General features: G+C 66.2%; 9 protein-coding genes. All 9 read right to left on the reverse strand.

Annotated features, from left to right (window positions below):
• Positions 1 to 186: 186 nt before the first annotated feature.
• The 9 genes from RTI28_RS30055 to RTI28_RS30095 all read right to left on the reverse strand — a co-directional run bounded on the left by RTI28_RS30055 (position 187) and on the right by RTI28_RS30095 (position 12,466).
• Positions 187 to 1,131 (reverse strand): peptidylprolyl isomerase, encoded by a 945-nt coding sequence (locus RTI28_RS30055; RefSeq protein ID WP_316923868.1) that lies wholly within the window; start codon positions 1,129 to 1,131, stop codon positions 187 to 189.
• The gene (locus RTI28_RS30060) at positions 1,128 to 1,595 is read right to left on the reverse strand and encodes a YbjN domain-containing protein (protein ID WP_316923869.1); all 468 of its coding nucleotides are present in this window, start codon (positions 1,593 to 1,595) and stop codon (positions 1,128 to 1,130) included. Before RTI28_RS30060 ends, RTI28_RS30055 begins: the two co-directional genes overlap by 4 nt.
• 97 nt (positions 1,596 to 1,692) lie before the next feature.
• Positions 1,693 to 2,883 (reverse strand): EAL domain-containing protein, encoded by a 1,191-nt coding sequence (locus tag RTI28_RS30065; protein ID WP_316923870.1) that lies wholly within the window; start codon positions 2,881 to 2,883, stop codon positions 1,693 to 1,695.
• A gap of 114 nt (positions 2,884 to 2,997) precedes the next feature.
• Complete coding sequence (locus RTI28_RS30070) at positions 2,998 to 6,627, reverse strand: transporter substrate-binding domain-containing protein (RefSeq protein WP_316923871.1); 3,630 nt, start codon at positions 6,625 to 6,627, stop codon at positions 2,998 to 3,000.
• Between the two features lie 6 nt (positions 6,628 to 6,633).
• Positions 6,634 to 7,260, reverse strand: coding sequence for a response regulator transcription factor (locus tag RTI28_RS30075; protein ID WP_316923872.1), 627 nt, complete (start codon positions 7,258 to 7,260; stop codon positions 6,634 to 6,636).
• A gap of 183 nt (positions 7,261 to 7,443) precedes the next feature.
• Positions 7,444 to 8,175 carry a molecular chaperone gene (locus tag RTI28_RS30080; RefSeq protein WP_316923873.1) on the reverse strand — a complete coding sequence of 244 codons (732 nt, stop codon included), beginning with the start codon at positions 8,173 to 8,175 and terminating at the stop codon, positions 7,444 to 7,446.
• A gap of 19 nt (positions 8,176 to 8,194) precedes the next feature.
• Positions 8,195 to 9,379, reverse strand: a complete 1,185-nt coding sequence (locus tag RTI28_RS30085) for a hypothetical protein (protein WP_316923874.1) — start codon at positions 9,377 to 9,379, stop codon at positions 8,195 to 8,197.
• Positions 9,379 to 11,883: a TcfC E-set like domain-containing protein gene (locus tag RTI28_RS30090; protein WP_316923875.1), complete on the reverse strand. Its 2,505-nt coding sequence runs from the start codon at positions 11,881 to 11,883 to the stop codon at positions 9,379 to 9,381. Before RTI28_RS30090 ends, RTI28_RS30085 begins: the two co-directional genes overlap by 1 nt.
• A gap of 100 nt (positions 11,884 to 11,983) precedes the next feature.
• Entirely contained in the window at positions 11,984 to 12,466 is a 483-nt protein-coding gene (locus tag RTI28_RS30095) for a CS1 type fimbrial major subunit (RefSeq protein WP_316923876.1), read from the reverse strand.
• Positions 12,467 to 13,263 lie beyond the last annotated feature (797 nt).

Raw genomic sequence — 13,263 nt, forward strand, 5'->3', positions numbered from 1 at the left:
CTTGGCCTCACGGCGTCCACCTTGCGTTTCACTACAGTTGTCGTCACTCATTCTGGTCACCGCTTTCAGGTGACTGATTTTGGCCCATGCCGGGCACACTGGGAGCGGGCGTAGCCCGCGATGCGCCGCGCGGGCGGCGCTCGATCTCCAGAACGCTGCAACGCTCAAGACGGCCCCTGACGGATCTCAGCGCTCAGCCTCGATCACCTTGTTCAACACCGCCCCATCGATACTCAGGGTGGCACTGTTGAACATGCCCTCGACATAGGCCTTGGCCGCCTGCTCCTGGCGCTGCGCGCGCAGGGCATCGCGCAGTTGGCCGCGCATTTCCTCGAAGGTGGCGGTGCGCGCCGGCTGCAGCTCGGTGAGCTTGATGATGTGCAGGCCCAGCGCGCTTTGCAGCGGCTCGCTGACCGCCCCGACCTTCATCTTCGCCACGCTGCCACGCACTTCCGGCAACAACTGGCTCAGCGGTTGCAGGCCGGTGTCGCCGCCGCGGGTGGCGCTGCCGTTGTCCTGCGAGTAGGTGCGCGCCATCTCGGCGAAGTCCGCGCCATCAGCCTGGGCCCGCCTGGCCAGGGTCTGCGCCTGTTTGCGCACGGACTCCAGGGCGCTTTCATCCGGCACGTTGAGGAAGATCTGGCTGACACGATACAGCGCCGGCACCTGGAAGGATGCCTTGCCGTTCTCATAGGCCTGTTTCAGCTCCTCGTCAGCCGGATAGTCCTTCGGCACCTCGGTGACGCTGTTCAGGTAGCTGCGCAGGACGATCTGCTCGACCGCCGCGCGGGTCTGCGCTTCCACATCCGGACGCTTCGACCAGCCCTTGGCCTCGGCCTGCTGGTACAGGGCCTTTTCCGCCAGACGCGCACGAATCCAGGTTTCCAGCGCCGGGCGGTCGTTGCGCAGCTGCTCGCGGGCAACAGCCGGCAGTTGCGCGAACAGCGCCTTCAGCTCACCAGCATCGACTTTCTGTTCACCCAGGCTGGCCAGGGCATCGCCGCTCTGCGCCGCTTCCGGCACCGAGCGGCTGGCGGCGACCGGGTCGCCACCCGGACGCAGCGCCAGGCTTACCGCAACCGCCAGGACGGCCAGCGCCCCCGCGCCGGCCCAGAGATTGCGACGACTCACGAGGCGCTTTCCGCTTGCGCGGCGGCTTCCTGGGCGGCGGCGATGTTGCGGCTGTAGTCACGCAGGAACACGATGAACTCCTGCAACAGACGGTCCCACAGCACCAGCGAACCCTGCAGGTGCTTGTAGGTCACGCCGTCGGCGACCACCACGTCCTGTTCCAGGACCAGGAACTCACCCTGGATCGACAGCCGCGAGTAACGACGCGAAGCGTTCCACAGGTTGGCCAGGCCTTCCGGCAGATCGCCCTGGATGCGCAGGGCGCAGCTGTAGGTGAAGTCGAGGAACTGGCCTTCTTCCACGGCACGATTACCGAAACGCACGGCATAACCCACGCCCTGGCTGGCACTCAGCAGTTGGACCACGGCGTTCTGCTCGGTGCGGTTGACGCGGCAACCGGCGTCCTGCAGCAGGGTGGTCAGGGAGTCGGCACTTACGGTTTCGATCAGCGTGTTTGCAGTCATGTGTCACGTCCTTGCGCAGTTGAAAGCCTGAAGACAAAGGAAAATATGTAGCACATTGATGGCAAGGGGTATAGCACGCACACAAACCATCTGCCCGCTAGCGGGGCGCATTGCCGAGCCGCCTGAGCAGTTCCTCGCGCGCCAGCAGCGGCGCGAAATACTGCCCCTGGCCGAGCAGGCAGCCCATGTCCAGGAGGATCAGGTGCTGTTCCGCGCTCTCCACGCCGGCCACGGTGATGCCCACACCAAGGCGGCCGGCCAGCCCCAGGCTGCCGTGAATCACCGCGCGATGGCGCGGTTGGCTCTCCAGTTCACGCATGAACTGACTGGACAGCTTGACCTCGTTGAACGGCAACTGGCACAGGCGCTGGAGCGAGCCGCCGTTGCTGCCGAACTCGCCCAGGCTCAGGCCGCAGCCGAGCATGCGCAGGCGGATCAGGCTTTCCAGGTGCATTACCGAGGGTTCCGCGGCGCCGCTGAAGGCCAGTTCGAAGCCGATGCCCTGCCCCACCGAGCGATGGAACTGCAGCAGCGACTTGATCCGCCGGGTCAGGCCACGGCTGCCCAGCTGGGCCAGGTGCAGGGTGAAGGACAGGCGCAGCACGCGGCCCACGGACATCAACGTGCGCTGCAGTTCCAGGCCTTGCTCCAGCAGCACCACCAGCATGTCGTCGAGCAGCCCGCAGCGTTCGACTTCCGGCATGAACAGTGGCGGCGCCAGCAGGCCCAGTTGCGGATGGTGCCACTGCGCAACCACGTCGACGCCCTTGATCTCGCCATTGCTCAGGTCGCAGCGTGGCAGGTAATGGGCGACGAACTCCTTGTAGGACAGGCCCCGGCGAATGTCCGCTTCGCTCACCGGCACCGCCGGCAACGGCGCCGGCAGCGCGAGGATGGCCTGGCTGCGAATGCGTTCGAGGGCACCGCGCATGCTTTCCAGGTGCAGGGGTTTGCCGACGTCGCCGAGAAACGCCACGCCCAGGCGCGCGACCAGCTGGGTGATGGCGCGGCGAACCTCCGAATGCAGGCCGCTGCTGACGATGACCCCGGCGATCAGTTGCGCCTGCGCCGCGCGGTGGATGAACTCCAGGCCGTCCATGCCCTCCATGCGCACGTCGCAGACCACGACGTCGACCGGGCCGATGCGCTCCAGCAGGTTGATCGCCTCGCTGCCACCGGAGGCTTCGAACACCTCCCGGCAACCGAGCTGGCCGAGGATCTTCACCGCGATGGCACGTTGGAACGACTGGTTTTCAAGGATCAGAACACGCAAAGACTTGGCTGGCACAACCGGCTTCCTCGCAAAGGTCCAGGCCCCATGGTGCTACGCCTGCGCACAGGATGAATCAGGAGCCTTCCCAGCCTTGCGCGGAAATCTCCGACGTCTACCATCGGCATCGCTTCAGCGCTGGCAGAACTCCTCCAGGCGTTGCGTCAGCGCCGCCATGGCCCGGCGCAGGTCCTCCACCAACGGATCGATGCGCTGTGCCGGACGACTTTCCAGGCAGGCCTGTTCGAGGTTCTCGCAAGCCTGCAGCAACCAGCGGGCCTTGATGATCCGCCCGCCGCCCTTGATCCGGTGGACCAGGTCGGCGAGCCCGGCCAGATCGCTGTCGGCATGCAGGCTGCCGAGCTGGACCAGGTCTTCGCGGTTGCTGGTCAGCAGGTCGCGCAGCAGCAGCTTGATCGCGTCGCGATCGCCACCGGTGAGGTGGCGCAGGCTGGAAATGTCCAGGCCCTCGCCCAGTTCGCTTTCGCCCGCACTGTCGGTGACCAGCAGGCGCTGCTCGCAGGGCGCCAGCTTGCCGGCCAGTTCCTTCAGGTTCAGCGGCTTGAACAGGCAATCGTCCATTCCCGCCTGCAGGCAGCGCACGCGCTCCTGCGGCTGGGCGTTGGCGGTACAGCCGAGGAGCAGCACCGAGGTCTTGCCCTTGCGCCGCTCGTCCTCGCGTACCGCCCGTGCCAGGGCATAGCCGTTGAGGCCGGGCATGTTGCAATCGGTGATGAGCACGTCGAAACGCTGGCGCAACCAGGTGCGCAGGCCTTCGTGGCCATTGGCGGCGGTGGCCACGCGATGACCGAGGAAGCTCAGTTGCTGCTGCAGCAGCAGGCGATTGGCCGGATAGTCGTCCACCACCAGGATATCCAGGGGCATGGCCGTGCCAGCGGCGGGCTGCGGCAGGCTGGCGAGCAGTGCGTCCGAAGGCATCAGGCGCGGCAGGTCGAGGCGGATCTGCGCACGGGTGCCGACCCCGAGGGTGCTGTCCAGTTGCATCGCGCCGCCCATCATCGCGCACAGCGTGTGGCTGATGCTCAGGCCGAGGCCCGAACCGCTGCGGGCGCTCTGCTGGTTGTTGCTGGCCTGGCGGAACGGACTGCCCAACTGCGCCAGCTCATCGGCGGGAATGCCGACTCCGGTGTCCTCCACCGACAGGTGCAGGCCGACCCGCTCGTGGTCCACCTCCAGCGCCAGGGTCACGCACACCCGGCCTTCGTGGGTGAACTTGATGGCATTGCTGATCAGGTTGGACAGCACCTGCTTGAAACGCACCGGGTCGAGCAGCACCTGCACCGGCCCGTGGCCGTCCATGTCCAGGTTCAGTTGCAGGCGTTTCTGCCGCGCCTGGCCCTCGAACAGGCGCACGGTGCTCTCCACCTCGCGGTACAGGTCCACCTGCTGCGGCGACAGCACCAGGTGGCCGGACTCGATACGGGTGATGTCGAGAATGTCGCCGACCAGTTCCAGCAGGCCGCGCGCAGCGCCCGAGGCGACATCCAGGGCCAGGCGGTCGAGCACGCCCTCCTCGGCCTTGCGCGAGGCCAGTTCGAGCATGCCCAGCAGGGCATTCATCGGCGTGCGGATCTCGTGGCTCATGGTGGCGAGGAAATTGGTCTTGGCGCGGTTGGCCGCTTCGGCGTCGTCCTTGGCCGTCTGCAGGGCGTCGCACAGCTGCTGGCGTTCGGAAATGTCGATCCAGCCGCCGATCAGCCCGGCCACCGCGCCGTCGCTGCCGCGGTACGGCAGCATCCAGTGATAGATGGTCAGGCGCCGCCCGGCCAGGACCAGCTCGCGGTCCTCGACCACCGAAACGCCCTGGGCGATCACCTGGCGATAGGCCTCGCGGCACTGGCGGGCCTGGGCCGCGCCGATCAGCCATTCCGGCAGCGGCTGGCCGATCACCGCCTCGCGCGACACATCCAGGGCCTGCAGGTAGCTGACGTTGCAGGTCAGCAGGTGGCCCTTGCGGTCGCGCACGTAGATCGGATTGGGCGTGCCGTCGATCATCACCCGCATGAACTCCAGCTGGTCGCTCAGCGCCTGCTCGGCCTGCTGACGTTTCTCCACCTGGCGGCGCAGGCCGCGAATCCAGTACACCGCCAGCAACAGCAGGCCGACGGCCATGAGGAAGCCCTGGAGGATCATGCCGCGGTACTTGCGCCAGTAGCTGTCGGCGACGATCACCTCGTTGCGCCAGCGGTTGATCAGCTCGTCCATTTCCTGGGGCGAGACGCTGAGCAGCGCCTTGTTCATGATCGAGCGCAGCTCCGCTTCTCCGCGCCGGGTAGCGAAGGCGAAATGCACCGGCGCCACCGGCAGCGCGGCGCGGATGCGCAATTGCCCGCGGTAGTGGCGCGCGATGGTGTAGCGCGCACCAATCAGGCTGACCACCGCCCCTTGCGCCTCGCCATTGGCAACCCGCTCCAGGGCCGCCTGCGGGCCCTCGCTCCAGAGCACGCGGACCTGGGGATGCTGCTCGCTCATGTAGTCTTCCAGCACGCTGCCCTCGACCATCGCCACGCGCATGCCGCTCAGTTGTTCCAGGCTGTCGAGCCGGGAGCTGTCGCGGGTCACCAGGACCAGGCTGTTGCTCAGCCAGGAACGGGTGAAGGCGACCTGCTGCTGGCGTTGCGGGCTGAACGGCAGCGCCGCCAGCAGGTCGACTTCGTCCTCTTCCAGCTGCCGCGCCATGTCGCTGAAGCCCTTGCCTTCGACGATCGAGAAGGACAGCCCGGTGCGCTGGCCGATCAAGTCCAGCAGGTCGGCGCTGATACCGCGAAAGACGCCCTGGTCGTCGCGATAGCTCACTGGCAGGAATTGCTCGTCGATGGCCAGGCGCACCTGTGGATGGCGCTCGAGCCAGTCGCGCTCGCGGGGGCTGAGCTGCAGCGCCTGCTTGCCGACGGGCTCGGGCACATTGCCGTTCCAGCGGCTGAGGATGCCTTGCCTGGCCTGCTCCGGGATGGTCGCCAGGGCCTGGTTGACCAGGGCCTTCAGGCGCAGGTTGGCGGGACTGATGGCAAAGCCGTAGTGGTTGTTCTCGAACAGTTCGGTGGGCGACAGCTGCAGTTGGGTCAGGTAGCTCTTCTGTCTCAGGTAGCGGGTCCCCAGGGCATTGCCGAGGAACAGGTCGGCCTGGCCGAAGGCCACTGCGCCGAGGGCATTGAGCACCGAGGGATAGACCGTCAGCCGCGCCTGGGGAAACAGCTGGCGGACATGGGCCTCGGCCAGATAACCCTCGCGCATCGCCAGGCGTATGCCGGGGCGTCCGGGATCGGGAACGGCTTCGTTGCTGCGGCTGACCAGCACGGCGTGGTTCGGCGCATACGGCTCGGACAGCAGTAGGCCATTGCGCGCCGCCTCATCGGCGTTGGCAGTGCCCAGCAGGTCGATTTCGCCGGCACTCAGGGCCTGCAGCGCTTCGGCCCGGGAAGCGTAGCGGCGCACCCGGATCTCCACCCCGAGCAACTGCCCGAGCAGCCCGGCGTAGTCGGCGGTCAGGCCCTCGTAGTCGCGGCCGGTGGTCATGATGTCGAACGGCGAGCGGTCCGGCCGGCTGACGCCCAGCCACAGGGTGCGGCGGGCCCAGAGCCAGTGGCGGTCGTCATCCCCGAGCTGCAGGCGCAGGCCTTCGTCGAGGCTCGAGCGGGCCAGCAGGGTCGGCGTTTCGTCCCAGGCCAGGGCGCCGCCCATCCACACGCACAGCACGACCAGCTGGAGCAGCCAGCCGTAGCGTCTTGGCAAGAAGAACAAGGGGGTTCAGATCAGCGCATGGCGCCTGGCCAGATCGGCCAGGTCCACCTGGGAAGCCACCCGCAGTTTTTCCAGCAGCCGGGTCTTGTAGGTGCTGATGGTCTTGTTGCTCAACAGCATGGCCTCGCCGATCGCCTTGTTGCTCAGGCCGCGGGCCAGTTGCTGGAGGATCAGCAGTTCGCGGTCGGTCAGGCGCTCGATGCGCTGGACCTCGGTGTCCTGGCAGTCGTAGCGATTGACCGAGCTCAGCGCCACCTCGGGGAAATAGGTGTAGCCGGACATGATCGCCATCACGGCCTTCCTCAGCTCGGTCAGGTCGTCGTTCTTCGAGACGAAGCCCGAGGCGCCGAGGCGCATGCAGCGCAGGGAGAAATAGCCGGGCAGCTGTGACGTCAGCACCAGCATCTTCATGCTCATCTGCGCGGCCTTGACCCGGGTGATGATCTCCAGGCCATCCATGCGCGGAATGGAAATGTCGAGAATCGCGATATCCGGTTCGTGCTCGCGAATCAGGCGCAGGGCGTCGACGCCATTGTCGGCCTCGGCGACGATCTCGAAGTGCTCCTGGCGCAGGAGCATCCTGACACTGGCCCGGATGAACGGGTGGTCGTCCACGATCATGGCTTTGTACATGGGTCCCTCACTCTACTGACGTGCATGGTCGGTTGGCCTGCCTTGCCTGGCGGGCGGTGCTGCGTGACATCAAGGCGTGACATCAAAAAGCCACTAGCGGCAGACAGGAGTATCGGCCGCCAGGCAGGTAGATGGGCATCGGACGCATCCTTCATATGTGCAGGACGTTTCCTATATTCCGAATCAGCCCTTGATTTCGACCCGACGGCGCTCTCCCCCTTCGATCAGTTCGAAGCGGTACACCCGCCCCGGGGCGCGCTTGAACGGGCGCTCGAGACCTGGGCGGATATGGTGCTTGGTAGCCACCGCACACTGGCTTCCGCTGCGGTCGCAGTCGTTGAAATGGTCGAGGACCACGGTGGCGCTGCCGTTGTTGCGAATGTGGAACTGGCTGTCCAGTTCGTTGATTTCGGTACGAAAGGTCGTCTCCTGCGGTCGGACGAACAGCAGCGCGCCGTATCCGGCCAGGATGTTCACCCCCGCCTTGAGTTCCGCCTCATAGCTGCGCGCCTCCTCGTCGCTGATCGCGAAGCCGTCGCCGTGCTCCGGCAGCACCGGCACGAAGCGCAGGCGGAAATAACGCTCGCGCTCGCGCTCGCCGCGATACAGCAGGCGCACCGCCTGCATGCCATTGGCCGGAACGATCAGCCGCGCCGGGCTGGCGATCAGGGGCCGCTCGGCCACCGGCAGGTCGTCATGGGACACCTCGCGCACCTGGCCACGGCCGTCGTAGACCAGCTCGACCACGCTGACCTTGACGAAGGCCGTGGTGTCACCCAGGTTGCGCACCCGCTTGAGCAGGGTGCTGGAGCCGCCTTCGAGGTAGTCGTAGAGACCGCCGACGTTGATCTGCGGTCCGGCCTGACTGCCCCCCGCCAACAGGGCCAGGATCATCCCGGCCAGCAAACGCTTCATGGTGTCGCTCCTTCAATGATCAGAAATTGGCGTCGAAGACGATGGTCACGTCGCCTTCGTAGCGGGCGCCGGGGAAGCGGGTCATTTCCGCCACGCCGGCCTGGTCCACCTGGAAATGCAGGCTGGCACCGCGGTTGATCGCCGGTTCCATGGCTTCCAGCTGGATCGCGTCGGCCTCGCCCACCGGCAACGGCAGGCGCTCGACCGGCTGGCCGTTGTGCTGGATCACCGTGGGCAGGGTCAGGGCAACCTGCAGCGGGACCAGGTGGTCGTTGGCCTGGTTGCGGATGGCGCAGCGCCCGCCCATGGGGTATTCGCAACGGGTATGGGCGGTGAACGGCCCGGACGACCAGATGCGCAGCGGCAGGTCGCGGTACAGGCGCTGCGGCGGGCGCTGGTGGTTCAGCCACTGGGTCCAGCCACCGGGCGGCTCCAGCACCACCCGCTCGGAACCGGCGGGAAACTCCATGACGAAGGCATGCAGCACATCCAGCTCGAAGTTCAGGGTCAGGCTGTCGTCGCTGAGGTTGCTGACATCGTTGCCGAAGTCGAAATCGGCGCCGGGGCCGACGCTGTAGGTGACCTGCCCGCGGTAGATGCCCTGCTTCATCTTCAGCGGCGATGGCATGACCAGGCGGTAGGCCACGCCGAAGTCACTGGTGCGCACCAGCCGCTCTGCGCCGACCCCGCCGGGGCTGCCGATGGGGTAGCAGCCAACCGGGTTCGTCGGTGTTCTGACACTCCACAGGTAGGACGACCAGTTGCCCCCGCTGAGGGTGAACAGGTAACTGCAGCCCCCTCTGACGTAGCGAGTGTGCACCGGCGGCTGCCCGCCTCCGCCCACGGTCAGCACATACTGGCTGACCGCGTACATCTCGAACGTCAGGGTGTAGGTCTCGCCGGTCCGCTCATGAGTCACGGTCACGGTGCGCCGTGGTGGCAGGCCGATATAGAAGTTGTCGCGAGGATCGGGGGCTTCGTTGACGGTCTTCTTTTCATAGGTGATCGGCAGGCCGACGGTTTCCACGCCATTGCAGTAGTGCGGCCAGCGTCCGCAGAAGGCAGCTTGCGGCGTGGTATTGGTGAATGTACTGCCGCTGCGGTACTCGGCGGTGATGGTCACCTCCGCGGCCGGCAGCGGCGGCGCCCAGTGCAGGACCAGGGCCACCAGCGCGGCACGGAGCAGATAGGCGTTGCGTAACATCAGGCATCTCCGCTTGCAGGGTTGTCGGTACCGGCCAGGCTGTCCGGCGTGCACACCTGGTCGCCGGCCAGGAGCACGTCGTCCTGGCGCTCGGCGCCGGTGTTCAGGCTGAGCAGGCACAGCCGTCGGCCGCCCTGGCGAATTTCCAGGGTCGGGGTCGATTCGCTCATTTCCACGGCGAAGAATCCGTCGGCCTCGCTGACGCTGCGACTGGCGTGGTTGATCACCATGGCGCCCTTGAGCGGCTGGCCATGGACGTCGAGCAGACGTCCGAGCACGGTCACCGTGCGCATCACCCGCAGTTGGCGGTAATCGACGCCACCGCGATTGAGGTGATAGCTCAGCGCCGGCGGCTGGATCACCGCCGCCGGCACGCCGCCGTCGGCGAAGTCCAGCTGCACGCTGCCGGACTTGTAGGCGTTCACCGGGATCACGTTGCGCCCGGGACGCAGCAGGCTGCTGTGGCCGTCGAGGTCGTCGACGCGCAGCCGCAGGTCCTTGAAGTCGGTTTCCACATCGACGATCAGGCCCGCCTCGTACGGCAGGTACTGTCCGCTCAGGGCCAGCTTGCCGCCGCCCAGGGCCAGGGTGCTCTCCAGGTTGAGGCCGGCGCTGATGTCGTTGTTGTACGAGGAGTTCTGCACATAGGCGTCGCCGTACAGCGCCTGGTTCTCGAACTGGGTATTGGCGGCGAACGCGGTGCCGTAGCGGTCGGCGTTGACCGTACCGGCCAGGCTGCGGAAGGTGCCGTGGTCGAGGTCCTGCTGGTAGGTCACGGAGGCATTCAGGTCGCGTCCGCCGTCGCGCGAGGTGCGCGTACCCAGGCTCCCGTTGATGCGCCGGCCGGGCCCGCCCAGGCTCATGCTCAGGCTGAAGGTGACCCCGCGGTTGCGTTGGTTGCCGCTGCTGAAGTTGCCCGGGCGATCGAACAGCGCGACCCGCCAGTTGGCCTCCGAGCCCATCAGCTGGCCATGCTGCGACCAGCCCAGGTCCACCCCGGTGCCGCCGACCGTGCCGCTGCTGTGACTGACGCGCAGGGTCGCGGTGCTTCTGCGGTCGATGCGCTGGCTGAGGGACAGCGAGGTCTGGCGGACTTCCCGGGTGCGCGGCACGTCCTGGTTTTCCAGGCGGTAGGTGCGTGGGTATTCCAGCCAGGAACGGTTGTGGCTGAAGACCACGCTGCCAGAATCGTGATGCCATACGCCCTGCAGGTCGTAGCCGTTGCCCTGCTGGTCGGTGTGGAACAGGTTGCCGAACACCTTGAGGCGGTCCAGCACGTCCCAGTCGAGCGAGGTACCGTACTGCATCTGCCCATCCAGGCGCTGCGCCGAAACCCCGGTGACCATCCGTGGATGCACCAGGTAGTTGGCGATGACCCCGGCGGCCAGGCCGCCATAGTCGTCCTCGTCCCAGTTGCTCAGCAGTTCCTGCTGCTGGCCGGCGTACAGGTTGTAGCGCCAGGGCGAGGCGGTGTTGCTCCAGTTGCCCGGCTTGTAGATGAATTCCTCGCTGCGCGAGGTGACCTGGCCATCCTCGATCAGGCGCACTTCCACTTCGTAGATACCGCCCGGCAGGACCCGGGTGTCCAGGGCCTGCAGGCCCGCTTGCACCGGCTGGCTGTTGATCAACTGGCCGTTGCGGTAGATCTCGACGATGCCGGGCCGGTTGGGGGTGACGTAGATCGGCGTGGCACTGGCCGTGCCGTTGTTCACCGCCAGGCTGTCGCTGCTGCCGAACATCACCCCGACCGTGGTGTCCGGGCTGCGCCCGAGCAGGCGCGGCTGGCGGCTGAGGCCCTGGACGCCGGGGGTGAAATAGCCGAGGCGATAGAAGCGGTCCTCGTGGACCCGCTCGGCGAACAGCTGGTCGACCCGGTGTCGGGTCTGCGGGCGGTCTTCGTTGTTGCGATCGACCTGGGCCTCGGCCACGGTGGTCCAGTTGCCGACGCTGCCCTGCCCGCGCAGGGCATAGCGGCCGACGGTGTCCTGGCCGTCGCGGCTGAGGTTGAGCTGGTTGCGCAGGATCACGCCGTGGCTGCCCTGTTCCGGCAGGGTATGCCAGGCGGCCTGCTGGTCGCGTTCGGCATTGCGGGTGAGGATCGACAGCTGCGAATTGACCAGGCTGTAGTGCACCGCCACCAGGTCCTGCGGGCAGGCCTTGACGCAGTTGCCCAGGGCCTGGCCGGCGCGCAGCACTTCACCCCAGCGCTGGCGCACGGTTTCCGGTTCGCGGCTTTCGTGGGTGTCGGTGAACTCCAGCAGTTGCACGCGCTCGTCGCGGCCGAGGATCACCATGGCTTCGCCGAGCAGGCGTCCGTCCAGGTCGATCCGCACCGCCAGCGGCACATCGAAAAAGTGTTCGTCGAATTCCTTCGGTAATCCTTCGGCCTGTCGCAGGATTCCGAGCTGACTGGTCTGCCCCGTCTCTTTGGCGCTGACGTCGGTCAGCCAGACGGCGGCCACACAGCAGCCCACCGCCAGTCGTATGGATGTCGCAAGAGACATGTTGGTTGCTCACGGATGAAAACGGCACCAATCCCCCCCGGACCGGCATGGGGAGCGCCGGCCCGGGGACGATCGGAAGGAGAAGGGAACGTGCCCTGGCTTACTCGGTGGTGGTTTCGAACATCATGCTGACCACGCCGAGGTAGTTGCCCGGGGTGTAGCCACCGGCGCCGGCGGTCTGCGCGGCGACTTCGAAACCGACGATGCTGCCAGGCGCCGCCTGCTCCTCGCTGACCACCTCGGACGAGGTGAGGGTCAGGACCTTGCCCGCCACGCTGACATTCAGGCCGATGGTGTCGGCGCCGCTGGTGATGGTTGCCGGGTTGAGCAGGTAGGCCGAGATCGGCCCGGTGGTGCTGCGCACCTGGAGCTGCTTGCGGATCGGCTGCAGGGTTTGCTGGAACGAGTTCCAGGCCATGTCCTGGGGTTCGTTCATCCAGTTGCCGCCCACGGGTTCGACGTAGAAGCTCTCGGTCGGGATGGTCGCGGTCACGGTGACCTGCTTCTCGATCGGATCGGCGGCCTGGGCGGTACCCGCCGCCATCATCAGTGCCAGGGGAAGTGCGAGAACGCTGTATTTCATGACCAATTTCCTTGTTGAGTAACGAAAAATTCGCGGATTCCACAGAGAACATCGCCGAATGCAGAAGACGTGGCGGATGTCTCGGTGAGCGAGGCGGATTATTCGTGACCAGGGAAATGGCTTACATCAGACGTGTCCCAGCGAGGCAGGGAAATTTCCCAACGGGCTTATTGACAGGCTGGGGTTGGCGGGTGGCGGGGTTGTGGGAGGGGTCTGAATTGTTTGTCTTGAGGTTGGGGGAATCGAGCGCCGCCTGCGCAGTGCATCGCTGGCAAACCACCCTGCAGGTCATAGGTATCTACACATCTTTGAGGCCTGCCGGGAACCGCATCAAGGCCGCCAGGTGCCTGTCTTGGGTCTTGCAGTGCCCTCCAGATCGAGCGCCGCCCGCGCGGCGCATCGCGGGCAAGGCTCGCTCCCACATTTGCTGCAACGTACCTATGCCTGACAGGCCATGGTTGACCGCCTTGTTGGTTCGACTCGATACCGAGTCGAACCCAACAGCCTCCCCGCGATGCATCGCCGAAAAAACAAAGGCTGACAACTCAAATCCAACAGGCCATGGCACGTTGCAAAAGATGATTGGGTCGAGGTAACGGGACTAGTGCCCGTTACCCCTCCCACACCACCGGACGTGCGGTTTTCCGCATCCGGCGGTTGGATCGCTCAGCGTTGCACTGAGGCGAGATCTTGCGCAGTGATCAGTCCAAACCGCCGCAGGCATTGATTGCTTAGGGCCTGTTGCAGAATCGGGTGCTTTGCCGCCTTCCAGGCTCCGTCGTAGAAGCTGATTCGCT

It is taken from the genome of Pseudomonas sp. zfem002 (assembly GCF_032621685.1).
GTDB lineage: Bacteria > Pseudomonadota > Gammaproteobacteria > Pseudomonadales > Pseudomonadaceae > Aquipseudomonas > Aquipseudomonas japonica.

Coding starts and splice junctions, on each gene's coding strand:
- RTI28_RS30060 (WP_316923869.1), bottom strand. CDS start 1,595: ATGACTGCAAACACGCTGATCGAAACCGTAAGTGCCGACTCCCTGACC.
- RTI28_RS30075 (WP_316923872.1), bottom strand. CDS start 7,260: ATGTACAAAGCCATGATCGTGGACGACCACCCGTTCATCCGGGCCAGT.
- RTI28_RS30080 (WP_316923873.1), bottom strand. CDS start 8,175: ATGAAGCGTTTGCTGGCCGGGATGATCCTGGCCCTGTTGGCGGGGGGC.
- RTI28_RS30085 (WP_316923874.1), bottom strand. CDS start 9,379: ATGTTACGCAACGCCTATCTGCTCCGTGCCGCGCTGGTGGCCCTGGTC.
- RTI28_RS30090 (WP_316923875.1), bottom strand. CDS start 11,883: ATGTCTCTTGCGACATCCATACGACTGGCGGTGGGCTGCTGTGTGGCC.
- RTI28_RS30095 (WP_316923876.1), bottom strand. CDS start 12,466: ATGAAATACAGCGTTCTCGCACTTCCCCTGGCACTGATGATGGCGGCG.